18 protein-coding genes are annotated in these 25,022 nt (G+C 32.1%); all 18 read right to left on the bottom strand.

The genetic code is table 11. The features are described from left to right. Window position 1: 1 nt before the first annotated feature. On the bottom strand, window positions 2–1,117 hold the full coding sequence (locus QM746_RS10640) for a glycosyltransferase family 4 protein (RefSeq protein WP_414984204.1): 1,116 nt from the start codon (window positions 1,115–1,117) through the stop codon (window positions 2–4). After that, window positions 1,108–2,334, bottom strand: coding sequence for a lipopolysaccharide biosynthesis protein (locus QM746_RS10635; protein WP_414984203.1), 1,227 nt, complete (start codon window positions 2,332–2,334; stop codon window positions 1,108–1,110). The genes QM746_RS10640 and QM746_RS10635 overlap by 10 nt, the downstream gene beginning before the upstream one ends. Further along, window positions 2,331–4,478 (bottom strand): GumC family protein, encoded by a 2,148-nt coding sequence (locus QM746_RS10630; RefSeq protein ID WP_414984202.1) that lies wholly within the window; start codon window positions 4,476–4,478, stop codon window positions 2,331–2,333. Before QM746_RS10630 ends, QM746_RS10635 begins: the two co-directional genes overlap by 4 nt. A gap of 10 nt (window positions 4,479–4,488) precedes the next feature. Further along, window positions 4,489–5,220, bottom strand: coding sequence for a polysaccharide biosynthesis/export family protein (locus QM746_RS10625; RefSeq protein WP_414984201.1), 732 nt, complete (start codon window positions 5,218–5,220; stop codon window positions 4,489–4,491). Between the two features lie 9 nt (window positions 5,221–5,229). Next, on the bottom strand, window positions 5,230–5,667 hold the full coding sequence (locus QM746_RS10620; protein WP_414984200.1) for a response regulator: 438 nt from the start codon (window positions 5,665–5,667) through the stop codon (window positions 5,230–5,232). A gap of 139 nt (window positions 5,668–5,806) precedes the next feature. Then, a complete protein-coding gene (locus QM746_RS10615; protein ID WP_414984199.1) occupies window positions 5,807–8,842 on the bottom strand; it encodes a PAS domain S-box protein in 3,036 nt (1,011 codons plus the stop codon). A gap of 2 nt (window positions 8,843–8,844) precedes the next feature. Further along, window positions 8,845–9,987, bottom strand: a complete 1,143-nt coding sequence (locus tag QM746_RS10610) for an FIST signal transduction protein (RefSeq protein WP_414984198.1) — start codon at window positions 9,985–9,987, stop codon at window positions 8,845–8,847. Between the two features lie 10 nt (window positions 9,988–9,997). Beyond that, complete coding sequence (locus QM746_RS10605) at window positions 9,998–11,350, bottom strand: sigma-54-dependent transcriptional regulator (protein WP_414984197.1); 1,353 nt, start codon at window positions 11,348–11,350, stop codon at window positions 9,998–10,000. 239 nt (window positions 11,351–11,589) lie between these two features. Continuing rightward, window positions 11,590–13,866, bottom strand: coding sequence for a beta-glucosidase BglX (gene bglX, locus QM746_RS10600; protein ID WP_414984196.1), 2,277 nt, complete (start codon window positions 13,864–13,866; stop codon window positions 11,590–11,592). Between the two features lie 21 nt (window positions 13,867–13,887). Next, complete coding sequence (locus tag QM746_RS10595; protein ID WP_414984195.1) at window positions 13,888–15,264, bottom strand: sialate O-acetylesterase; 1,377 nt, start codon at window positions 15,262–15,264, stop codon at window positions 13,888–13,890. Window positions 15,265–15,273: 9 nt separating this feature from the next. Next, on the bottom strand, window positions 15,274–16,356 hold the full coding sequence (locus tag QM746_RS10590; protein ID WP_414984194.1) for a GDSL-type esterase/lipase family protein: 1,083 nt from the start codon (window positions 16,354–16,356) through the stop codon (window positions 15,274–15,276). Continuing rightward, the gene (locus QM746_RS10585; protein ID WP_414984193.1) at window positions 16,353–17,633 is read right to left on the bottom strand and encodes a glycoside hydrolase 5 family protein; all 1,281 of its coding nucleotides are present in this window, start codon (window positions 17,631–17,633) and stop codon (window positions 16,353–16,355) included. The genes QM746_RS10590 and QM746_RS10585 overlap by 4 nt, the downstream gene beginning before the upstream one ends. A gap of 9 nt (window positions 17,634–17,642) precedes the next feature. Beyond that, on the bottom strand, window positions 17,643–18,854 hold the full coding sequence (locus tag QM746_RS10580; protein ID WP_414984192.1) for a glycoside hydrolase family 26 protein: 1,212 nt from the start codon (window positions 18,852–18,854) through the stop codon (window positions 17,643–17,645). A gap of 1 nt (window position 18,855) precedes the next feature. Continuing rightward, window positions 18,856–19,887 carry a carbohydrate binding domain-containing protein gene (locus QM746_RS10575; RefSeq protein ID WP_414984191.1) on the bottom strand — a complete coding sequence of 344 codons (1,032 nt, stop codon included), beginning with the start codon at window positions 19,885–19,887 and terminating at the stop codon, window positions 18,856–18,858. Between the two features lie 2 nt (window positions 19,888–19,889). Beyond that, on the bottom strand, window positions 19,890–21,074 hold the full coding sequence (locus tag QM746_RS10570; RefSeq protein WP_414984190.1) for an AGE family epimerase/isomerase: 1,185 nt from the start codon (window positions 21,072–21,074) through the stop codon (window positions 19,890–19,892). A gap of 71 nt (window positions 21,075–21,145) precedes the next feature. Next, the gene (locus tag QM746_RS10565; RefSeq protein WP_414984189.1) at window positions 21,146–22,333 is read right to left on the bottom strand and encodes a glycosidase; all 1,188 of its coding nucleotides are present in this window, start codon (window positions 22,331–22,333) and stop codon (window positions 21,146–21,148) included. Window positions 22,334–22,363: 30 nt separating this feature from the next. Then, window positions 22,364–23,791, bottom strand: coding sequence for an MFS transporter (locus tag QM746_RS10560; protein WP_414984188.1), 1,428 nt, complete (start codon window positions 23,789–23,791; stop codon window positions 22,364–22,366). Next, on the bottom strand, window positions 23,791–24,939 hold the full coding sequence (locus tag QM746_RS10555; protein ID WP_414984187.1) for a glycoside hydrolase family 26 protein: 1,149 nt from the start codon (window positions 24,937–24,939) through the stop codon (window positions 23,791–23,793). The genes QM746_RS10560 and QM746_RS10555 overlap by 1 nt, the downstream gene beginning before the upstream one ends. Between the last annotated feature and the right edge of the window lie 83 nt (window positions 24,940–25,022).

The raw sequence follows: 25,022 nt of genomic DNA, 5'->3' as shown, positions 1-25,022 counted from the left end.
TTCATTCAGTGTAAAGTTCGGTATTCATTCGTTGAAGAATTTTATTCCAATCGAAGGCTTCTTCAACCATTTTTATAGCGTTTCGACAGATTTTTTCATATTGATTTTGATCGTTCCAGATATCATAAAAATCAATAAAAGCCTGTTCTAAAAGTTTAGAATCAGGAAACGGAATATTGATTCCCGCATTGTATTCCTCAATAAGATAACCAATATTTGTGTTTTTTGTTACGATGCAAGGTTTTGCAAAATTAGCCGCTTCAATTACAGAAACCGGCAAACCTTCGTTTCTTGACGGATGCACAAAAACATCCATTTTTTTTATTAAATTATTTTTTTCTTCTCCGAATTTACTTCCCAAAAGTTCAATTTTATCGGCAATTTTATGAATCTCAATAAGTTTTTGAAGTTCATATTTTTCGTTACTATCTCCAATAATCCAAAATTTGGAATTGGGATAAGTTTTATTAAATGTAGCAAAACTTTCAACCAAAAGATCAAGTCCTTTTGTGTGAATATCGAGTCTTCCGACAAAACCAAAAATGATTTCTTTCTTATCTGAATTAATTTGAAAATCCTCTTTCAAATTTTCAAAACCATAAGGGATTAAAACATTTTTAGTATTGGGAAAAACGGTTTGTAATCCATCAACTTCGCTTTCACCAATACAATGAATTTTTGAGGCATTTTTAATAAAATTTTTCTCAAAAAGATTAAAATAAACTTTCTTTCTAAACTTACTTTTCTCCATTGCAACAGTGTTGTAGGCTCCGTGAGGAGTGATTACATATTTGCGCTTATTTTTGTGTAGAAATTTCCCTAGTGAAGAAAATACAGGAATCCATCCTCCGTGAAGATGAAAAACTGTTGACGAATTGGTTTTGAGGATTTCTTTTTTTAAATCTTCAGGAATCGAAAATGGATTGCTGTTACTTTTAAAAATTTTTGTCGTAAATAATCTTTCAGGATAATTAACGTCTGTATTTTCAGAAATTCCCCAAACTTCCACTGGAAAATTATTTTCGGCTTGCTTCGTCGCAATATTGTAAACAACTTTGTTTACGCCGTTCATTTTTTCGGGATTTGCTTTCCCTAAAATTAAATGAATTACGCCCATACCGAAATTTGTTTTTTATTAAGAAGAAATTTCCAGTAGGCAATCATTAGAATTTGATTGATTACTAAACCTGCCACTGCACCATAAAGTGCACCATATTGCAACAAAAAATGGAAACTAAAAACAGAGAAAACAAACGAAATACAGTAACCAATAAAAAACGCTTTGTTTTGTTCTAAAACTCGGATGGAAATTCTGGTTGGATAACTGTACAAGATCACGAAATATAATACGGAAACCAATTTAATTACAAATCCATAATGTTGATATTTTTCGCCTCCCAACAAAACAATTAAAGGTTCAGAAAAGATAAAAAATGCAGTGATTAAAACGCCTAAAACCATCATTCCTTTTGATAAATTGAAGAACAAAGTTTTATTTTCCTGTTTCTTGTTTTGATAATACAATTGAGCCGTTTTAGGAAGATAATAATTTTCAACAGTTTGCAGAATCACATTAATAACACCGAAGAAAGATTGCACCAAACGTAACGCTCCCAAAGCATTAATTCCTAAGTAAATTCCGGCAACAAGCGTAAAAAAGTTGCTCGAAAACCACTGCACAATTGAAGCACTAAAAAGCCATTTTCCTTCTTTAAAATGATACTGTAGAAGTTCTTTATTTTTTAAACTAAATTCAGCGTTTCGCAAACAGAAGAAAATTCCCGGAAGTGAAGCAAGGATGTTGACAACACCTATAATCCATAAACTTTTTCCTAAAGTAAGATTTTCATTAAAACCAATTAATGGAAAAATCAAAAGGAAAATACTGTCAATTACAACAACAAGTTTCACAAAATCAATAGCCAATACTATTTTTCGAAGAAAATCCTGAAATAAATAAGCTGAAACAAAGATGATAATTGCTGATAAATTAGTTTTTAAAAAATCTATTGTAGAATTCGGAACAAATTTTATAACAAACATCAACAAAACGAAAATAAAAATCAAAACCAATGATGATTGAAAAACAAATCCCAATGATTTTTTGCTAAATCCTTTTGCTACAGAAATTTGAAAAGGTTGAACGATTAACGCATTTAAAATACCGACCAAAAGATACGTAACCAAAAGTACGGATGAAAAAATTCCAAAATCTGTAATACTCAATTTTCTAGCCAACAAAAAAGTCAATAGAAAATTGCTCCCGCTGAAAATCAGCTGGTCTATAAAAACCAGAGAAGACGGTTTGCGTAGTATTTCTGTAAGCTTTTTCACGATCTGAATTTATTTACTAAAACTTTTATAGTGGTAATCAAACTTGGGTTATAACCTTCTTTATTCAAGACAAACCAAAGATTCGTCAATTGATATTCGTCTTTCAGAAGTTCAACGTTCATAATGCTTTTGGCAGCCGTTTTTCTACTGTCTAACAAAAAAAGATTTTGATCAGCTAATTTCAGAAAAAGTAGAGGCAATTTGCCTTGTTTTATCGCCTGATTATTGATAATACAAATATCATTTTCTGCTATTTTTTCTTTGATTATCGAGTGAACTTCATTAGATGTAAGTTTCAGATTTTCTTCAGCAGAAAGATTGATATATTGGTTAGCAATTGTATTTTCTACAGTTCCTGCAACATCTATTAATAAAATTTTTCTTGACTGAGCTTGTAATGCTTTGATAATATTTTTGGAATGAAAACGATGTTGTTTTGCTTTATCATAAGACGTGATGCAGATAATATTTTTTTTTTGAATGATGCCTTTAAGTTCCATTTCGAGAACATTTTCAAGAAAGTGATGCATTATTTTTTCTTTATTTTTGATAAAAGGCGTCGTAAAAGCAACAGGAATTGCACTATTTTTTTCAATGGTGTAAACATCATTTACTTTTGCTTTGGCAAAATGCACTGCATAAATCAAAATTATAGAGCCAATCATACTCATAATTGCAGCTACGATAATGATAATGGAACGCATTGGAGAAACTGGTTTCGTTGGAAGTTCGCCTTTCGTTATGATTTTATGAAAAGAAATTTTTGCCGATTTTGCGATTTCAGCATCTATTCTTTTTTCATTCAGAAAATTGTAATTTTTCTCATATAGATTAAATTCACGATTCATAATATTAAGAAGCTTTTCTTTTTCGGGAAGTCCGATAAAAGCTTGTTCTGCTACCTGAATATCGTGGTCTATATCATTATATTTTATCTGTAAATTTCTTTGCGTATTTCTTATACTTTCGGTTTGATAATCAGTAAGATTTTTTAATTTTGAATCAATGATTTTTACCTTTTCATGTTCTGGAGTGTAGGTAAGCAAAAGTTCTTTCTTTTCAGCTTGAAGTTGCTTCATATTTTTTACCATTTCGGTAGAAAGAAGGTCGTTGAAAGCTTCAAAATTCGTCGCTAAATCAAGATAATTGTCTTTTCCTTCTGCAATATAACTGTTTAGATTTTTTATTGCATCAAGATTCATTTTAAGATTACTTTTCTGAATCTTCAATTGAGAAATTTTTCTTAAATCAGTCTCAGTTTCCTGCGGAATATTGATGATATTTTCTTTGTTTCTATAGTTTTCAATTTTATTTTCGGCATCAGAAAGTTTATGATTAGCTTGTCCGATTTCGTCTTTCAGAAAATCTACTGTTGTATTGGCTGCACGGTATTTATTTTCGATATAATCTTCGATATAGGTTTCTGCAAGAGTGTTTACCAAAAGACCTGCTTTTTCTGGAACATTACTCTTGAAATTGATTCTGATGACAGGAACATCCTTGTCAACAGAAACAATATCAAGATTTTTACTGACCTTTTCCAAAAGTTTTTCTCTGCTTAGGAATTCAAATTCATACTGGTCAATAATTTTAACATTTGGTTTAGAAAAAATATAGTTATCATTGTGTGTAATAAGTAGTTTTCCTCCGTTTATGGAAAGAGGAATTCCAAATTTACCTTTTAATTCTTTTTGAGAATCTGAGGTTGTAATTGTGTAATTTTGTTTTGATATAACAGTTAAAATAAATTTTTTATCATAATTTTTTTTATCATTAAAAGTGCCTTCTACATTAATAGGAGAGTCGTTAAACAATTCTACTGAGCGCACTTTTCCTTTTCTGTATATTTCTGTAGAAAAAGGTAATTTTTCTAGTGTTTTTTCTAATAACGATGTAGATTTCAGAACTTCAATTTCAGTACTTATTTTGTTGGCAGAAGCAAAAACATCAAAATCTTTGAAAAGATTAGCACTAGGAACACCTTCTTGTGTATCTGCTAATTTTAATTTTGCAGTACTTTCGTACATTGGTGTAACGTAGTTTAGATATTTTTTTGCAACTAAAACAGATAGTATCATTACGAGAATTATGATGGGTAATCCTCTTAATAATGGTTTCAGAAATCGTACGTTTTCGTTGTTCATTTTTATTGGTTTATAGTTGTCCCATTAATATTGCAGCTGCCGAAGCTACTGTTGCAAATGGAATAACGGTGGAAATTCTTTTATCAAAATCTTTACTTTTTTTAGAAGGAATAATAACATAATCGCCAGAGTGTAACATGATGTTTTGGTTTGGTACGTCTTTCATTTTAGTTAAATCTATATTGGTAACTCGCACGTTATCACCTTCTTGTCTTAGTATTTTAACGGCTTTAATATTTGCATACATTTCTAAACCGCCAGCTTTTGAAATAAGTTCTAATAAAGTATTGAAATCTTTGTCAACTTGTATTACAGCGGGATTTCTTACTTCTCCTAGAATTGCAATTTCTTTATTGAGTACTTTTAGGTCAATAATTGGGTTTACCAACCATTTTTTTAGTTTTATTTTAATTTCTTCTTTAAGTTCAGGCACTGTTTTCCCAATTACATTGGTTGTACCTAATTTTGGAATTTCGATATTTCCGTTGATGTCTACCAAAAGCCATTTGCCATAAACTTCGTTAGAATTATAAATTCCGTAAACCGAGCCAACGCTCAAATCATCTTGTCCCCAAACAGAAAGTGTAATTTTGTCGTCTTTTCTTATGCGATATTCGTAATTTGGGTCGTATTTGAAATTTTCCAAATCCTGAGTTGCATTTTCTTGTTCTAAAACATTGTTTGTTTTACAAGAAAAGAGTAGGAGTGTTAATAATGATGATATGATTAGTTTTTTGGTCATGGTCATTTTTTAAAATACAAATGAAAATAATCTCTTGAAGTTTTTAAAATTATTTTGAGTCATTTCTTCTTTAATTCTCAATATTTTATCTATTGTTTCAGACATTTTATCACAAACGTGAGCGTCTTTTACCAGGTAATCAAAAGCGCCATACTTTAGAGCATTTACGGCAGTATCTATATTTTCTTGTCCAGATACCATAATAACGTAAATATTTGGGTCGTAACGTTTTATTTTTTTTAGCACTTCAAAACCTGTTAAATCTTCCATATTATGGTCTAGAAAGATAATGTCTGGTTTTTGATAAAGTTCGTCTAAACAACTTTCTCCGTTTTCGAAGTAAGTAATGTCTTCGTATCCGCTGTTTCTGAGATATTGTTCATAAACACTTGCACAGAACCTGTCGTCGTCTACAATAAAAAATTTAAAATTTTGATTTGTTTCCATCATGTTTTATTTTGAAAACAATATCTCTAATTCTGTGCCGTTTTTATAATTAATTGATTTTCAGTTGTTTTACTTTGTTTTAGTTTTTGGTATTTTCCAAATTTTGGAATTTAATCTTTAATATGGATTCTGTTTTATATTAAATTAATTCTTCTTTTAGCTGAATAATAGCTTCAAAAAGTGTGTTTTTTATATTCTGAAAGAGAAGATAAAGTTCACCAATTTCTGTATTTTGTTCTTTGGCGCTAATTTCTAATAATTTTACTTCTTCCCTTATGGAAAATATGCCAACACCTTCAATACTTGGTTTTATTTTATGAATTAATCTTGCAATTTCAGCATAATTATTTTCGGCAAAAGCTTCTTCTACTATTGGAATAGTTTCTTCAACCTGATTAATAAATATAGTAAGCATTTTTTTGATAAATTGTTCGTCTCCTCTGCTTAAAGTTCTGATATTCTCAAGATTGTAAAGTTTTTCTTTTTTGTCAGTTTTAGTAGTTTTTCGGTCTTTTGTATGTTTATGAATCATATTTACCAAATTTTCTTCGATGAAAGGTTTGGTGATATAATCTATCATTCCTGCTGCGATACAATTGTCTATTTCCGTTTTGAAAGCATTGGCTGTAAGTGCAATAATTGGAGTTTTTAGATTGAATTCTTTTCTTAGGATTTTTGTAGTTTCAATACCATCTAGTTCTGGCATTTGAATGTCCATCAAAATAATATCAAATTCGTTTTTTTTTAAAATATCCAAAGCAATTCTGCCATTATCGGCTTTTGTAACAATACAATTGTAGTGATTTAAAGAATTTTCGGCAACAAGTTGATTCAATTCGTTGTCTTCTACCAATAGTACATTTACTCCATCAATAGAAATTGGTTGATTGTCTTGAAGCGTTTTTTCTTGAAATATTTCATTTCCTTTTGGAATAGATAAAGTAATGGTGATTTTTGTGCCAACATTTTTCTCGCTTTTTACATCTATGCTGCCTTTCATTAGAGAGACTAATTCTTTGGTAATTACCATTCCTAGACCTGTTCCGCCGTATTTTCTAGAAACAGAACTGTCTTCTTGAGTAAATTTTTTAAAAATATTATTTACATATTCTTCGCTCATACCAATGCCCGTATCAATAATGCTGATGCTAATTTTTTGTAGATTTGGTAGGTTTTCTAGCACTTTGCATTCTACCTTTATTTCGCCTTGGTCTGTAAATTTTAAAGAATTACCAATAATATTATACAATATTTGCTCGGTTTTAAGAGAATCTCCTTTTAGAGTAGGATAGAGGTCTTCTTTAAACGTGGCAAAAAGTTTTAATTTTTTTTGTTGAGCTTTTGGTTGAAGAATGGTGATAACATTATTAATACTTTCTTTAAGCGAGAAATTTTTGTTTTCAAGAGTCATTTCTCCAGATTCAATTTTAGAAATATCTAATATATTATTGATAATAGAAAGTAAATGTTGCGAAGCATTGTAACTGTTTTCTACAAACTGCGTTTGGGTAGAATTGAGACTAATTCTTTTAAGTTCTCTTAAAAAACCAATAATAGCATTGAGTGGCGTTCTTATTTCGTGGCTCATATTTGCTAAGAAAACTTCTTTGGCTTTAGAAGCTTCCAAAGCTTTGGCTTTTTCTAATTTTAAATCTTCCTCTAGCTTTTTTTGGTCCGAAATATCTAAGTGAATTCCTATTGAGCCAAGCAAGTTGCCTTGGTCGTCATAATTAGGTGCTCCACTTATTGCCCACCATCTAATTTCTCCTCTTTTGTTTTTAATAGGAAGTTGATAAACGCTAGAAATTCCTTTTTTTCTTAATGCAATTTGTTCTTTTAAAAATTCTACATTATCAACACCATACAAGAATAATTTTGCAGGATTTTTACCTACCAATTCTTCTAGTTCAAAGCCAGAAACGTCGCAAAAACTTTGGTTTGCAAATTGAATGACCTCGTTGTTATCTACTTCTATAAGCCCAAGGTTCATATTGGCGATAATGTTTCGGTATTTTTCTTCTTGTCTTTTTATATAATTTTCTGCTTTTTTACGCTCCGAAATGTCTTGAATAAATGAACAGAAAATAAGTTCATTATTTTGTTGAATAGGTATAATTGAAATTTCTACTGGAAATTCGTGACCGTTTTTGTGCATTGCAGGAAGTTCTATCTGCTTATTGAGAACAGAACCTTCTCCTGTTTTTAGAAAATTAGTCATTCCTTTTTTATGACCTTCTATATGTCTATCAGGAATAATTATTTCGGATAAACTTTTATTAAGAACTTCATCTTTTTTCCATCCAAAAATTATTTCTGCCTGATTGTTCCAAAAAGTGATGTCTCCTTCAGAATTAATAATGATAATAGCATTTAAAGCAGAATTCATAATGAGTCTGTTGCGCTCTTCACTTTGTACTAATAACGATTGAGTTTTTATTCTTTGGGTTACATCATTGTATTTCCAAAGTTGTCCTTTGTACGTTTCATTAATAAAAATGGGTATATAATTACGTTCTAGAAATCTTCCGTCTATTGTTTCTAATAATTCATTATTTATAATTTCCTTTTTTTCTAGTAATTCATTAATTCTAGAAGCAAATTTTTCGGGTTCTACAAATAGATGTTTAGATTGTTCTGCCGAACTAGAACAGTCTATTCCAATCATTTCGTCTGGCGATATAGGAACTCTAAACATATCACAAAATAACTGATTGGTGAAGAGTATTTTGCGGTCTTCGTCTTCAAAAAGAATACCTGTTTGTAAGTTTGCTAAAAGGGTTTTTAGTAATTTGAGTGTTGTAGTGAGTTCTTTTTCCGCTTTTTTTGTTTTTTCTAATTGTTTGTTTAAATAATTGGAAACAAATAACAAATCGTCTTCTTTTTCATGTATGCTTGAATCTTCAAAATCTTCTTCTAAAACTTGGAGGCTTTTGTAAAGATTTTCAATAGATTGTTCTTTTAATTCGTATTCTTCTTTTAGTTTTTTATTGATTTGATTATACTCTTGCTCACTTTCATAAAAAGCATGATTCATCAATTCCTTATCTCTTTCAAAAGCTTTGTAAGAATTATCAATTGCCTGGATGAAATTTTGAAATTGCGAATTTTTTTTGCAATCTTCTGAAAGATATTTATTTATCTGTCTATTTAAGAGTTTATGAAATGTGTCTTCCATAATTATTCAGTTTCATTAACAGTTGTAATGGTGATGGTTTGATTGTGCAATGCACAATTTTCGAAAGGTTTTAGAGGCGAAATTTCTCCGTAAGAATAGAAACCTGTAAGTTTTGTATTTTCTTTAAAAAGATTACTTACCATTTCTACCTCTTCCGGAATGCGGTCTCCTAGAACGAGTTTTCTTCCTACGCAACTGACAATAATTCCTAATTTCGGTTCTTGTTTACTCATATTAAGGCATTCTGTGGCTGCGTCGTGAGCTGCATCTATTAATCTGTCCATATTGGCTTTCATAAATCTTACTTTGCTGCCTTCTGGTAAATCTCCTGCAAAAATCATTACGTTTTTTTTCTCGTCAACAGACAAAATAGTTCTCACAATAGGTTCGTCATCATCTGTAAGTTTTAGAGATAATGGAAAGAGTAGTGCAGAGCTTGGTAATTCTTCGGCGTATTTTCCTAAGTATTTTTTGTAAAGGTCTAATGCATTTTTGTTATCAATTTCAAAAAGAACATTATTTTCAGATTTGGTAACGGTTCTTTCTAAGCCAAAAGTGTCCCATCCACCGAATGAAGAATGAGATAAAGTTAATTTTTCTCCATAGAAACCTATTGCTAATATTTTATGTGGAGCTGGTTTTTGATTGAGACCAACTACTGTTTTTTCAAATTTATCTCCATCTCCTGCCAATCCGCCAGAAATTAAAACATCTTCTGGTCTGTTTTCGTTCATCCCTTGTACTAACTGACTTCCATTTACAGCGCTTCCGTCTGATAAAACAAAAACCCATTTTAAATTTTCTTTGGGAAGGTTTTCTATTAATTGCTTGCCTGCTTCAAAACTGTTAGAAAAATAATCAATATCTATTTGTGATGTTTTGATAGTAGAAGAAGAGAAACTTACAGCAGTTATAGCTACTGTATTATCATAAACATCGTTAGAAAAAATCTCACCCGCAGAAGACGAAAGTGCAATTTCTGCATTGGGAAATTTTTCTTTAATCAAGGAAAAAAAATCATCATTATCAATAATATTTCTTTTTCCGAATCCTAATACTAATTGGGCATTATTGTAATCTAAATTTTCATCATTATTTTCAGCAAGCCATTTTCCGTTTTCAAAAAGTAATTTTGCAACTTTCATTTTCTTGAAGTTATTTGTTTTTTTTCAATTCTGTACTCGAAATAAGGTTGTAAATCGTAGATTTTCCTATGTCTAAAGCTTTAGCTGTTTTTATAACATCGTTATTGTTTTTCTTCAAAAAGTGAAGAATAATTTCTGTTGTATATTCTTTTAACGTTTTTTGTTCATTGTGAAATACTTCAGTTTCTTTTTCGAGGCTATAAAAATTAATGTCTTCCTCTGTTATTTCGGTATGATCTGCCATTACGCAGGCTAGGTCTATAACAGATTTCAATTCTCTAACGTTTCCAGGGAAAGCGTATTTTAAGAGTTTTTTTCTTGCTTCTGGAGATAAACTCAGTGGTTTTACTTTGTTTTCTTTTGAGAATAATTCTATAAAATGTTTTGCAAGTATTAAAGTGTCTTGTTCTCGGTCTCTAAGTGGTGGCAATTCTATAGGAAGTCCCACAATTCTATAATATAAATCTTCTCTGAAGTTTCCATTTTTTACTTCGGTTGCAAGATTTTTGTGAGTCGCAATAATTATTCTAACATCTAATTTTATTTTTTGTTTTCCGCCAACTCTTGTAATTTCTCTTTCTTGTAAAGCTCTTAGCAGTTTACTTTGTAAATTGAGGTCTAATTCTGCTATTTCGTCTAAAAAAATAGTACCTCCGTTTGCTTGTTCGAATTTACCAATAGATTTATCTGTAGCTCCTGTAAAAGCACCTTTTTCGTGCCCGAAAAATTCGCTTTCTACCAAATCTTTAGGTATTGCAGCCATATTTACAGCCACAAAAGGTTTGTTTTTTCTGGTAGAATTATAATGTATAGCTTTCGCTACTACTTCTTTACCAGTTCCTGTTTCGCCGGTAATAGAAACATTGATGCTAGATTTTAGAGCTTTATTAATTTTAGAAAATATATTTTTTATTGCATCACTTTGTCCGATAATGGTTTTCTCAAAAGTATATTTTTTTTCTAATTCTTCTTTTAGAACCTCTACTTCTTGTTTTAAAGAAATATTTTCTCTAATTCTAACGATAGAACTCCAAAGCAATTCTTTAGTATGTTCGTTTTTAACAATATAATCTTTAGCGCCTTGTTTTAAAAAATTAATGGCAACTTCTATATTTTCTTGTCCACTAATTACAATAATAGGGAGATTAGGATTGATGTTTTTAATTTGCTTAAAAAGTTGGTCTCCTTGTATATCTGGCAAACCGAAGTCTATGCAGATAATATCAGGATTAAGATAAAGTTTTGATAAACATTCTTTGGCAGTTGTAAATAGCTGTACTTCATAATCAGGGTTGAGCTGAAGATGGTATCTAAGCATTTCGCCGAAAAAAGGGTCATCATCTACTACGAAAATTTTACACATGCCATTAGTTTTAGTTCGTTGTAATAAATAATAGACTAAAATAATAAATTTTATTCAATTCTCAGTTTATTTTATTTTTTTGATGAAAAATTTTTATAAATAATTAAATATGTCATTAGGTTTTATAAAAAATGTCTAGATGAATTTTGTTATTGGTTAATGATAAGCTTTAGTAAAATCATTAAAAAAGTCAGACTTTACAAAGCCTGACTTTTAATGATTTTATGTGTATTTTTTAATTAATTCACTTCAAATTTGTCTGATAGTGTAGCATCAGAATTTCCGCCAACCATTACTTTGAAACTTCCTGGTTCTACTACAAATTCATTTTGATTGTTATAAAAACCAAGTTCTGCATCTGTTAAAGTGAAAGTTATGGTTTTGGTTTCTCCAGCTTTTAGTTCTACCATTTCAAAGCCTTTCAATTCTTTTACTGGTTTTGCTACAGAAGCGAATTCGTCGTGAATATACAATTGTGCTACTTCTTTTCCTGTAACTTTTCCTGTGTTTTTCAAATCTACAGAAACTTCTACTTTTCCGCCTTTTGAGAATGTTTTTTTATTGATTTTAAGATTTGAATATTCAAAAGTGGTATAACTTAAACCATATCCGAAAGGATAAAGTGGCGTTTTTTCTACATCCGAATAATGACTCCAGAATACATTATTATCTTTATTGGTGAATCTACCAGTGCTGTAATGATTGTAAGAAATAGGAACCTGACCAATATTTCTAGGGAAACTCATAGGTAATTTACCACTTGGGTTGTAATCTCCGTAAAGTACTTGTGCTACTGCATTTCCTGTTTCTGTACCCAATTGCCAAGCTTCTACAATCGTTGGGATTTTTTCTGCTGCCCAAGAAATCGTTAAAGGACGACCGTTATTTAATACCAAAACAATATTTGGATTTACTTTATAAATTTCTTCTAAAAATTCTTGTTGAAGCCCTGGTAAATCTAGGTTGGTTCTACTTCTTGCTTCGCCTGTAGAAAAACCGTGTTCGCCCAAAACCATTACTACTACATCTGCATCTTTTGCAGCATTTTTTGCCGCTTCAAAACCACTTTTGTCTGTAGTGTTGTATTGCACTTCTGTAAGGAAAGTTGGTTCTACTGTTGTTAATTCTAAACCTTTTACATAATTTAAAGAATTGCCTTTGTATTGTTGCATTCCTTCTAAAACCGAAACCGCAGTGTTGCTATCTGCAGCGATTCTCCAGCTTCCTAATGGTGAATTTTTACTTTCTGCCAAATAACCTAAAAGCACAATTTTTTGTCCGGATTTTTTAAGAGGTAAAAGATTGGTGTCATTTTTAAGAAGAACAATAGATTTTTTTGCCATATCCAAAACCGCTTCTCTATTGGCTTTGCTACCAATAACTTCTTTTTCGCGTTTTTCGTCTAAGAAACGATAAGGATTATCAAACAATCCAAGTTCATATTTTACTCTAAGAATTCTTCTTACGGCATCATCTACAAATTCTTGTTTTACTTTTCCTTGTTTTACTAAATCTATTAAATACGGAACGTAAATTCCACCTTCCATATCCATATCAGTTCCAGCTTCTACGGCAGAAATTGCAGCTGCTTTTTCGTCTTTTGAAAATCCCCAAGGAATCATTTCTCTTATCGAAGCCCAGTCTGAAATTACAAATCCATTGAATCCCCATTTGTTTTTTAGAACATCTCTCAATAAATATTTATCTCCTGAAGCAGGAATTCCGTTGATGGTGTTAAACGAAGTCATTACCGTTTTAAGACCAGTATCTACAGCTGCTTTAAAAGGTGGTAAAACCTGATTAAAAAGTGTATTGTTGCTAACTTCTGAAGCATTGTATTCTAGAGCACTTTCTACAAAACCGTAAGCTGCAAAATGTTTGGCTGTAGCAGCAATTCTTAGAGGAGATTTAAAAGTATTATCTCCTTGAAAACCTTTTACTCTGGCAACAGCTACTTTACTACCGAGATAAGAATCTTCTCCGGCACCTTCCATCACACGTCCCCATCTTGCATCTTTAGAAACATCCATCATAGGCCCGAAAGTCCAGTTAATTCCAGATGCGGCAGCTTCTGAAGCAGCGGTTTCTGCAGATTTTTCGATGGCTTTTAAATCCCAGCTTGCAGCTTCAGCAAGTGGAATAGGGCTTAAAGTTTTATAACCGTGTATTACATCAAATCCAATAATTAAAGGAATTCCTAGTCTGGTTTGTTCTACCGCAATTTTTTGTACAGCTTTTACTTCTTTTACACCTCTCACGGTAAGCATAGAGCCTACCAATCCTTTTTTGATGTTTTCGTATTTTTGTTCTGATGTTCCGCCAACTGGTGCTGGCCCTGTAACATCCCAAAAACCATTGTATTGATTCATTTGTCCTACTTTTTCTTCCAAAGTCATTTTAGACATCAATACATCTATTTTCTTTTCAATTTCTGGGTTTAGTTTTTGTTGGGCATTTATGGTCGAGACGGTCATTACACTCATTATTGTTATGGTAAAAAATTGGGTAATTTTCATGATTTTAAAATTTTGAACAGATTATTTTTCGTTGCTGTAAACAGAAGCTGGCAAATTGGCTTTGTTGAACAAATCTGGGAATGCTTCGTTGCTCCAATTGTATCTTACAAAAACGGGTGTTTTCACTTCTTTTGCTTCTACAATAATTTGGTTTCCTTTTATTTCAGCTTTTGCTTTTACATATTTTTTATCTGCTCCGGCAATTTCAAATTGGTCTGATGTTTTGTTTTTAAAATGCAAACCATCTGCAAATTCTAATGTTAAAACGGCTTTGTTTCCTTTAAATTCAGTTGATTTCCAAGTCGGGAAGTTGCCTAAAGTATTTTTTTTGTAAACATCGGTTAAAGCTAAATTTGCCAATCTAACACCAACCGGTTTTTTATCTTTTGGATGAATGTCATCAATCATAGAATAGTCTGAAATTACTACTAAACCAGATTTAGGAACACTTTGAGAAACTTTTCTCTGGATATTTTTAATCTGAGCGGTAGAATCTCCCCAACCTTTATAAGAAGCCAATTGAATGATATAAAAAGGAAATTCGTAGCCTTTTGCTTTTCTCCAAGAATTTATCATTGAGGTTAAAAGCGGTTCATAAGAATTTGCATTTCCGGTATTGGTTTCGCCTTGGTACCAAGCTGCTCCTGCAATTTTATATTCGTTGATTGGAGCAATCATAGCGTTGTAAGCTGCAGAAATTCTGGTAGGATAATATTCGTTTTCGCTAGATTGTAATTTTTTGAAATTTTCTAAAAGAAAAGGATTTTCCTCGAAAGCAGATTTTGGAGTCCAAAGTTCTGCGGCACTTCCGCCCCAAGCAGAACAGATAATTCCGACAGGAACATTTCCTAATTCATTTTGTAATCTTTGTGCGAAAAAATAACCAACAGCACTGAAATATTTAGCCATTTCTGGTGTACAAGTTGCCCAATTTCCGATAATATCTTTCTGTGGAAATTCTGCCGAAGATTTTCTAGCGGTAAAAAATCTGATGTTTGGATAATTGGCTTTTGCCATTTCGGCATCACCATCTTTAATTCCCCAAGCTGCGCTCATTTCCATATTAGATTGTCCAGACATTAGCCAAACTTCGCCTAGCATTACATTTTTTAAGCTTACTTCGTTATAACTTTTTAGAGAAATAGTATAAGGACCTCCTTCTTTTGGTGTTTTGAAAGTAATTTTAAAAGTAGCATCATTAGCAGCTTTTACTTTATATTCTTTGTCTAAAAAATCTGCTTTTAGTGTAATTTCTTCTCTTGGGTCTGCATTGCCCCAAATGGTAACTTCAGCATTTCTTTGCAATACCATTCCGTCTGCAAAAATAGCCGGAAGATGTATGTTTGCCATCGCAAAACTCGTGATGAAAAGCGATAAGATATTAATAATTGATTTCATTGTTCTATTTTAATTATTAAGTAAATTTTTATAAAAAGGGAAGAGCAAATCTGCCATTTTTTTGTCGTCTTCTATACTTGGATGGTAGCCACAACCCGCAGGTTTCATCTCTGGAAATTCGAAAATTTCTATTGGTTTGTGTTTTGTATCATTGTTGAAAAATGCTTTTACTTCTTTTAGGCATTCTACAAAAATTTTGTTTCTATCACCATTTACCATTGGGCTATTGAGCAAAGCAATTCTTGTATTTGGATATTTTTTATAAATTTTTTGAATTAATTCTATATAATTTCCAATGTATTTGTATTTGTTAAAAGGCAAACGTAGTTTTTTTCCATCACCGTCAGATAAATCGTTTGTTCCTAAACAAATGCTTACCAAATCTGGTTGATAATCGTTTCCAAATTGTTCTGGTTGACTTCTTCTTAAATACAAATAATCATAAACATCTGGTAAAATGTCTTCTTCCCATTTTTCTGAATTCCAGTTGCGATACATGCCATAACCTGAAACCGAACTCAATAGAAAATCTGCTCCTAACATTCTGGAAACTACGGGCCCGTAAGCTAGATAACCGTTGTGCTGATCAAACCATTGTCCTTGTCCACAAGGTAAACCTGTTTCGTCATTTCCGAAACCACAAGTGATAGAATCTCCAATAAATTCTATTTTCTTTTTAGCAATTGGCTGAAAAGGAATCGCTTCAATACCTGCAGTATCTACTGCTACTTCTCCCATTGCAGCTTCAGTAGCTTTGAAAATTTTGATTGTATGAATTTTTTTAGATTTATTTTTAACCTCGAAAGTGAAGGCTTTAAATTCATTATTATCCACTTTGTATCTTCCGATATATTCTCCATCTAATTCTACGGAAACGTAATTATAATATCCTTGAAATGGAATGTTTTTTAGATTGATACTCACTTTTTTTCCAGAAAAGTTGAATTCAACCGAAGAAGCTGGTCCCGAAAGTTTTGGATATTCTGTATTCGCAACATCAACTCTTCCTGAATATAAAAATTTAACTTTTTCCTGAGAAAAACTGAAAACACTTACAAATAAAAAAAGAAGGATAAGTTTTATTGGTTTCATTTTAAACTTTTTAATTGATTATTGTACTTTTTAATTAAATCTAAAGTGGTTTTATCGGTAGAAAATACTGAATTTAATCCTTGCGGTTCTTGTGGTGGGTCTGTGGTATAATCGTCTCCTAGATTCCATTTTCCGTTTTCAGGATTGTTTTTTCCTAGACCTCCGTATCCCCAAAAATTAAGCGCAGTGAAAGGTAAACCAGCTTTTATAGAAGTTTTCATTTTCTCGAAAACAAATTCGTAATAATAGTCTCTGTTTTCTACAGAAGTTTTTTTGTCTAAACTTTCTTTCTCACGAGGAAACCCGAATTCTTCTAAAACCAATGGTTTTTTAAGATTTTGAGCAACTTCTATATGTTCATCAATGTACTCATTTGTTTTTTTGATGGCAACTTCGGTTGAATTTTTCTCATCGTTGATATTATACCAGCCCCAATTTTTGGGCCAAATATGCATGGTTAGATAATCGATATTTGGATTGTTGTGCGTTCTCTCGAAAGCTGCAATATCATCATTAGAACCTGCTTTTCCTTCGGAACCAGTTGTTAAAAGGTGGTTTTTGTCAATGCTTTTAATAGTAGAAGCTACTTCGTTTAGCCAATTGGTAAATGCTTTTTCGTTTTCTACATTCCAAATTCTAGGTTCGTTGGCAACTTCCCAAGCCATAATGGTTTTGTCTTGTTTATAAGGAATTCCGTTTACAGAATTTTTCCTGTTCAACATAAATTTGATATGTTCTAAGAATGCATTTTTACAAGGTTCACATTGGTGAAATTGTGCTGTATAACTCATAAATTGAGGCCAAGTATTCGGTTTTAAGTTCGGGTTTGGAACTTTTCCATAGCCATTCCATTCCAAATATTTTGCCATTCCGCCGCTCCATTCCCAGTTGTTGGTAAGGTAAAGAATAGCATCCATATCTCTTTTTTTGAGTTCGTTTAAGAAGAAATCTAGTCCTTCTAATAAATCTTGGTTGTATTTTCCTTGTGTAGGTTGTGTAGCAGGAATTACGGTGTAATCTTGGTCTCCACCTTCGGCAGTTGCCATTACTCTAAGATTGGTAATTCCAAGAGATTTTAATTCGTCTAATTCTTTTTTTAGCCTTTCTCTATTTCCGTTTTTTGAGGCAAGCATTCCTCCGTACCAATAGTTAGTTCCTATAAAATAGTAAGGTTTTCCGTTTTTGGTAAAGTGATTGTTGTTAACTTTAATAAAATTTTGAGCCGAAAAATTCGACAAAATAAAAGTTGAGAATAAAAATAATAGGATCTTTTTCATATTTTAAATTTAAGGAAAAGAATACATTTTTGATATATTGTTTTGAAGAATAATCTTTGATTTTAGAGTAAAATTTTGAAAATCTGCAACATTAGAATTTCCGGGTGTAGGAACGTAATATCCAGTGCTGGTGTTGTTCCAAAACATTACATAAGCAATTTGAAGATTATTATTGGTAATTGCATCGTAAAGATACGTAGAAAACCAATTGTTAATGGCAGGTGTAGTAGAAGTTACTCTATAACCTGTTTCTGTAAGTGCAGCAATTTTGTTTTTAGAAATAGCCAAATCTGAAATTAATTTTAATTTTGAATTCGCTAGAGAAGCTCCAGAAGTTCCTTTATTGTCAAAATCTTCATAGTTATCCATTCCTAAAATATCCACATAATCGTCTCCCGGGTATCTGCTTAGATATGAACTAGAAGTGGTGTAAGAATTATCTGGCGAAAAAGCGTACAAAATATTATGAACATTTTTGGTGTCTCTAAGGTAATTTACTGTAAATCTGTAAACTGAGATATATTCTTCTGCGGTGCAATAATTAGCTCCCCACCAAAACCAATTTCCATCAAATTCATGGAAAGGACGAAAAATAATTGGAATTAGCTTTCCGTTGTTATCTTTCAGATTGGAAACAATAGAAGCCACTTTATCTAATTTTTTCTTATACCAATCGTTAAATTTACCACCAGGCAAAAGACTTTTAAAAGCATCAGATTTCTGAGAATCCGTCATGTCTGATGCGTAGAAACTGTTCTCGTTATATGGTTCTCTTAGATGCCAACAAAAAGTGTTGATAATTCCTTTATTATAAGCGTCTTTGGTGTCTTGTATAATTTTGTTTTCTTGCTGTACAAACCAATTGTTACTAGGATTTTCTTTATCTGTAATGAACATAAAGTCTGAACCTAGAATTGCGGGGTCGTTTCCCGTTGATTTTTTAATATCCGAAAAACCAGAAGTTTCGTAAAAAGAATTAAAGGCGTCTTGTTGACCGATAATAATTTTAGTTTTTCCAGAATTTCTTAAATTATAAAAAAGCGCTGCAGTTTCTGTTGTAGCATTTTTATCCACCATAAAAGTTTTTACATTTTGAGGAGTTACTACGTCTGTAATAACTGGTGGAGTAGGTGTTACAATTGCCTCTTCGGTTTCATCGGTTTTACAAGACAAAACGATAACTAACAAAACGAGAGAAAAAAAATGCAGCGCTTTTTTCATTTTATTTGTTGAAAGTTACTTTTATATCATCTGCGTATAAAGTACCAGTTGCAAAACCAAGAGCAATCATAATTCTTAGTTTTTGAGTATCTTTTGATAAATTAAAAGTTTTAGAATATTCTTGCCAATCTTTAGTTCCTGTTACAAAGGCAATACTTTCGTCGTTGGCAGTTTTTGTTTTTCCATCGCTGCTAAATTCTACATTTAGCAAACCGTTATTCCAAACGTTTTCGCCTTGAACAATATTGTCAGATTTTAGCCAACCCGAAATGGTTACCGATTTTGCATCAGCAGGAACGCTAAATAATTGGTCTACACCAACCCAATCTTTGCTTGTAGAGGAAAGAATCAAAGCATTATTTCCTTCTTTTTTTACAGTGTTAGAAAGATTTACAGCACCGCGCCAAGAAGAAGTTCCGTTTTCAAAATTTCCATTAGCAAAAATTTCGGCTGGAGCAGTTGGGTTTTGATTTTGAATATTCTGAAGAGAAATTGCTTCCTTTTTCTTAATGTCTTCGTCTATTATTTTATCATAATCTTCCTTAGAAATAGGAGTGATTTTAATATCATCAAAGAAAAAAGAACCTGTACACTCGGAAAGGGCAAGCATTAATCTCCCAGAACGATTGTTTTCGGTAGGAATTATTTTTTTTACCAATTGCCAATTTGTAGTTCCTTCCAATTCGGCAATATTTTCGGTTTTACCATTCATTTCTAAGATAATAACCGCTTTGTTCCAGTTGTTTTTACCTTTTTCAATAGCATCCGCTTTTACCCAAGCCGAAACTTCTATTGCAGGTGTATTTTTAGGAATATTGAATTCTTGGTCTATACCTTTCCATTGTGGAGAAGTATATTCGTAGATGCTTCCTCCTTTTTCGCCAGTTCTTTTGGTGTAAGGATTAATATTGAGAACATTTTCTCCTCTCCAAGAATCTGCATCGAGTTCGAAGCCACCGTTTCTGATTAAATTTTTCTGTGCAAAAATTTGTGTTACACTTAAAATTGCAGCTAAAAAAAATATTTTTTTCATAATTAAAGACGTTTTAAAAGTTCTATACAAGCTCTGGAATTATGATAAGGGCATTTCCAAAATCCCGCTTTATCCTTCAAGATAGGAGAATAATCTTGATGAATTCCCCAAATCCATTCTCCATTTTTGTGATCTATGATGTATTTTTCTACAAAACTGAAGTTTTTTTCTACAATATCTAGATATTCTTCTTTTTGAGAGATTTGCCAAGCATTTACCATACCTATCCAAAGTTCTGCTTGAGGCCACCAATGTTTTTCGGCAATTAGTTTTTGTTCTTTAGGTTCGTATTCGTACCACAAGCCGCCATCTGCATCTAAACCTTCTTTGGTAGCTTCTGCAAAAGCAACTGCATATTTTTGGTAGTTTTTAATTAAAACTTCATCTTCAATGGTTTCTGCACACCAAAGCAACAACCAAGCCGCTTCAATATCATGTCCATAAGAAATTACATCTTCTTTTTCTACCCAATTTTCATTGAAAAATAGTTTTAAATGCCAAGATTCTTTATCAATAAAATAAGTTTCCGTAACTTCTAAAATCTCTTTTATAGCATCTTTCAACTTTTGACTAGGCCAGATTGAATACAAATTGGCATACGCTTCCACAATGTGAAGATGTGTATTCATGGTTTTCTTTTCGTTGGCATCTTTTTCGCTCAAACGAAGGTCTTCTATTTCTTGCCAATCTTTTGTAAAAGCTTCTAAATAGCCTCTTTTTTCGAAATCTCTGCTGTGTAATTCTATTTTGTAGAATAAGTCTTGAGCAATTTCCAGCGCGTCTTCGTTTTTGAAAATTTTATAAAATTCTGCCAATCCGTAGATTACAAAAGCTATTGCATAGATTTGATTTTTGGTATCTTTTGGCGTTCCATCTGCGTTAAGACTCCAATAGATACCGCCAAATTCTTTGTCGTAGAAATAATCTTTGATGTATTGAAAAGCTCTTTTTGCAGTTTTAAGATACTCGGGATTTGGTTCTATAGCGTAAGCTGCGGAAAAAGACCACAGAATTCTTGCATTGAGAACCGAGCCTTTTTCTGAATCTTCATTTTTAATATCTTCGAAATTAATTTCGCCTACAAAACCACCATTTTTTTCGTCAATGGTATTTTCGAGCCAATAATTTAAGATATTAATAAGTTCAGTTTTGGCTTTATTTTTAAGAGTTATTTTTTTGTTTTCCATAATATTATTTTTTAAATAAAAACCTCACTCATTGCTTTGTGAGGTTTTTCTAAGATAAAAAAGAAATAAGATTATAAAAACTTTTTATTATGGTCTACTAGAGTAACAATTTTTTGAACAGAAGCAGCTGTTGTAAATTCATCTTCTGGTGAGTTGATAACATAATCTACCAAACGTTCTACGTCTGATACTGCAACGTGCATTCTGGTATCTGAAGAAGCGTAATAGATGTACACTTTACCATCTTCATCTGCAATCCAACCATTTGAGAACAAAACATTAGAAACATCTCCAACTCTTTCTTCGTTTTCTGGAGCCATAAAATGCCCGGCAGGAACGTGAGTTACTTTTGAAAAATCTTCTAAATCTGTCATAAACATATACAAAGTATATCGTAAACCTGCAGCGGTATTTCTAACACCATGAGCTAAATGCAACCATCCTTTTGAGGTTTTAATTGGCGCAGGTCCTAATCCGTTTTTTAATTCGTAAATGGTGTGATATTGTTTTCCGAATATAATTTTTTCTTCTTTAACAACAGGATTCGTCATGTCTTCTACGAAACCAAGTCCAATTCCGCCACCGCTTCCTACATCAATAAAACCATCTTGAGGTCTTGTGTATAAAGCATATTTTCCATCTACAAATTCTGGGTGAAGTACTACATTTCTTTGTTGACCAGAAGTGGAGATTAAATCTGGTAATCTTTCGAAATTTACCAAGTCTTTAGTTCTTACAATTCCGGCATTTGCAATAGCAGAGCTGGTATCGCCAGCAGGAGCATTAGGGTCTTTTCTTTCGGTGCAGAAAATACCATAAATCCATCCGTCTTCGTGGTGTACCAATCTCATGTCGTAAGCATTGGTGTCTGGATTTCCTTCAATCTGAGGAATAACGCATGGTTTTTCCCAGAATTCAAAATTGTCTATTCCGTTGTCACTTTCAGCAATAGCAAAGAAAGATTTTCTATCGTTTCCTTCTACTCTTACACAAAGAATGTATTTGCCATTAAATTTCATAGCACCAGCGTTAAAAGCTGCGTTGAAACCATTTCTTTCTAAGAAGTAAGGATTGGTTTCTGGATTGAAATCGAATTTCCAATCTAAAGGAATGTGTTTTGCGGTTACAACCGGATTTTGATATCTTGTATATATGCCGTTATTAAATTCTTTGATCGGTGAATTTGGGGTTTGAACTAAAGATTTATATTCTTCCTCAAGTTCATTTTTTCTTTTCAAAAAAATGTCAGTTGCATTCATTAGGTTCATAACTTTTTGATGTGTATTATTTTAAATATTATTTTTTCTTTTTAAGTTTAATTCTTCGGAAATTTCTTTTACTTTTTTATCAGAAAGAGGGTAGAACATCATTCCAATTAAAGCTAATAGACAACAGATTGCAGGTAAAAGACTTATCATAATTCTTTCTCCGAAAATGGTGTCTGCACTTTGTGATGCGGCATCCGGAACGTAATGGAACCAAGCCAAAATCCATCCGCTAAGTGCTGCTCCTAATGCCCATCCTAATTTTTGAGACATAGAAGATGATGAGAAGATAAGACCAGTTGCACGTCTTCCTGTTAATAATTCCTGGTGATCTACAATATCTGCGAACATAGACCAAAGCAATGGTAAAACATATCCTGCAAATACTGAGATTAAGAATTGTAAGATTAATATCAATACAATATTATTTGGAATGAAATAGAAAATAACGCTCAGAATTCCGGCAATAACGATGGAAATCATATAGGTTTTTTTCTTGCCATATTTAGCAGAGATAGAAGGAGCTGCCATTACACCAATTAAATTAGCTGCTTGCCCCACTAAGAAATAAATAGTTGTAATATCCCAGCCTGTGCCAGCCATTTTATAATTTAATTTTACAAAATCTCTGAAATAGTAAATCGCTACACTGTCTCTCACTGCATTGAAAAGTAATGCTGCTAAACCTGTTCCTACCAAAATCCACCAAGGTGCATTTCTGAAAAGATTTTTAAGGTCTGTTTTTACAGAAACATTTTCTTCAGTTTCAATTTGCTGAACTCTTTCTTTAGTCCAAGAAAAACAAAGCAAGAATAATATCACGCAGATAATTCCTATAACGCCAACACCCATTACCCAACCTGTTACAGAAGTGCTTACTGATGTTTCTACAGCTTTTGTAGCTTGTGATACATTTTCGCTATCAAATGTTTTAGAGAAGAAGTCAATTAAAGGTTGCAATAGCATGAAAGTAACAAAACTACCAATAAATGCGAAAGACATTCTGTAAGAAGAAAGTTGATTTCTTTCTTCTGGGTCTGCAGACATAGCTCCTAATAATGAAGCATAAGGCACATTAATTAATGAATAAACAATCATCATTAAAGAGTAGGTAATGTATGCGTACACCAATTTTCCTGTGCTGCCAAAATCTGGCGCGTAGAAGGTGAAAACGCCCATTACTGCAAAAGGAATTGCGAACCAAAGAAGATAAGGACGATATTTTCCCCATTTTGATTTGGTACGGTCTGCAGCAATTCCTACGAAAACATCAAAAAATGAGTCCCAAAGTCTTGCTACCAAAAACATGGTACCTGCTGCTGCTGCGGTAATCCCAAAAACATCTGTGTAGAAAAATAAGGAATACATCCCGAAAATTTTCCAAAACATAGATGATGCGGCATCTCCGAATCCGTATGCAATTTTTTCCTTTAATTTTATTTTTTCAGCCATTATTTATATAGATTTAGTTTGGTTGCATCTTTTTGAAAGAACGTATTTTCTTTATTGTAAAATTCTACAAAATCTTTTTCGCTAACTTGTCCTTTATATGGAGCGTAGTAATGCATTTTCTTTTCATTTTCTAGCCAGCCGTGGTTTCTCCATAATAGAACGTAGGATATTTTGTAATTTCCAATGGCTTCTGTTAAAGTTTTTGTCCACCAATTAGCATAAGGAACTTGTTCGTAACCTGTTTCTGCAATTGCCATCGGTTTATTGTGTTCTACTGAAACTTCGTTCATTATTTGCAGTTGTTTTTGCACATCAGTAACGAAAGAATTGTCTTTAGTAGGGTCTGTATATTGGTATTTGTCAAAACTTATCATATCCACCATGTCATCACCTGGATAATATTCTAAAAATTCTTCTTTAGATTTAAAATCTGCGGTATTGTAAACAATAATTAAGTTGTGTAATTTTTTAGTTTTTCTAAGATAATTGATGGTAAATTTCCAAATTTGCTTGAATTCTTCCGGTGAAGCATTGTTTTTGCACCACCAAAACCAGTTTCCTGTTAATTCGTGGAATGGTCTATATAAAATAGGAATGCTTTTTCCGTCTGAACCTTTTAATGTACTTAAAAAGTTTGCGGCATTATCTAACCAAGATTTGTACAAGTCGTATTTTGTGCCATTCGGAAGAATAGATGCAAAAGAACCAGGTGTGGTGTCCCAAGAGTTTTTTAAGGTTAAAGGATTATCGATATGCCAACTTATTGTAGAGATTCCACCTTTGTCATATGTTTCTTTAATCCATTTTTTTATATTTTTAAAAGGAACTCCGTCAATATTATTTGGTTTTTGGTATTCTAAGCCGCCTAAATCCCAACCATAGACTGCAGGGTAGTCTCCTGTAACATCTTTAATATCGCTTCTTCCTTCTTCATATTTCCATTTTACACCGTAAGCTAAATCATCTTGATGACCAAAAAAATATCCTTTATCTATAGATTTGTTAAGGTTCTGATATAAGTTTACGGTTTCTTTTGTTGCTTTTGTGTCTGAAAGAAGATTGTTTTTCGTGTCAGCGTGTTGGGCATAACATGAAATAAAAGACGCAACTAGAGTTATTTGTAATGTATTCTTCAAATAGGTAATCATAGTGATAATTGGGGGTAATTAATTCAATTTAAAAATTTTTAATCAAAGTTAAAAAAGTTTAAAAATATTTAAAAAAATATGAT

It is taken from the genome of Cloacibacterium sp., from assembly GCF_047601505.1.
In the GTDB taxonomy this organism is placed as follows: domain Bacteria; phylum Bacteroidota; class Bacteroidia; order Flavobacteriales; family Weeksellaceae; genus Cloacibacterium.
The sequence above is the reverse complement of the archived record's forward strand: the minus strand, read 5'-3'. Positions and strand labels throughout refer to the sequence as shown.

Excerpts from the sequence above, each read along its gene's own strand:
- QM746_RS10640 (WP_414984204.1), bottom strand. The coding sequence starts at position 1,117 with ATGGGCGTAATTCATTTAATTTTAGGGAAAGCAAATCCCGAAAAAATG.
- QM746_RS10630 (WP_414984202.1), bottom strand. The coding sequence starts at position 4,478 with ATGAACAACGAAAACGTACGATTTCTGAAACCATTATTAAGAGGATTA.
- QM746_RS10625 (WP_414984201.1), bottom strand. The coding sequence starts at position 5,220 with ATGACCAAAAAACTAATCATATCATCATTATTAACACTCCTACTCTTT.
- QM746_RS10620 (WP_414984200.1), bottom strand. The coding sequence starts at position 5,667 with ATGGAAACAAATCAAAATTTTAAATTTTTTATTGTAGACGACGACAGG.
- QM746_RS10615 (WP_414984199.1), bottom strand. The coding sequence starts at position 8,842 with ATGGAAGACACATTTCATAAACTCTTAAATAGACAGATAAATAAATAT.
- QM746_RS10610 (WP_414984198.1), bottom strand. The coding sequence starts at position 9,987 with ATGAAAGTTGCAAAATTACTTTTTGAAAACGGAAAATGGCTTGCTGAA.
- QM746_RS10605 (WP_414984197.1), bottom strand. The coding sequence starts at position 11,350 with ATGTGTAAAATTTTCGTAGTAGATGATGACCCTTTTTTCGGCGAAATG.
- bglX (WP_414984196.1), bottom strand. The coding sequence starts at position 13,866 with ATGAAAATTACCCAATTTTTTACCATAACAATAATGAGTGTAATGACC.
- QM746_RS10595 (WP_414984195.1), bottom strand. The coding sequence starts at position 15,264 with ATGAAATCAATTATTAATATCTTATCGCTTTTCATCACGAGTTTTGCG.
- QM746_RS10590 (WP_414984194.1), bottom strand. The coding sequence starts at position 16,356 with ATGAAACCAATAAAACTTATCCTTCTTTTTTTATTTGTAAGTGTTTTC.
- QM746_RS10585 (WP_414984193.1), bottom strand. The coding sequence starts at position 17,633 with ATGAAAAAGATCCTATTATTTTTATTCTCAACTTTTATTTTGTCGAAT.
- QM746_RS10580 (WP_414984192.1), bottom strand. The coding sequence starts at position 18,854 with ATGAAAAAAGCGCTGCATTTTTTTTCTCTCGTTTTGTTAGTTATCGTT.
- QM746_RS10575 (WP_414984191.1), bottom strand. The coding sequence starts at position 19,887 with ATGAAAAAAATATTTTTTTTAGCTGCAATTTTAAGTGTAACACAAATT.
- QM746_RS10570 (WP_414984190.1), bottom strand. The coding sequence starts at position 21,074 with ATGGAAAACAAAAAAATAACTCTTAAAAATAAAGCCAAAACTGAACTT.
- QM746_RS10565 (WP_414984189.1), bottom strand. The coding sequence starts at position 22,333 with ATGAATGCAACTGACATTTTTTTGAAAAGAAAAAATGAACTTGAGGAA.
- QM746_RS10560 (WP_414984188.1), bottom strand. The coding sequence starts at position 23,791 with ATGGCTGAAAAAATAAAATTAAAGGAAAAAATTGCATACGGATTCGGA.
- QM746_RS10555 (WP_414984187.1), bottom strand. The coding sequence starts at position 24,939 with ATGATTACCTATTTGAAGAATACATTACAAATAACTCTAGTTGCGTCT.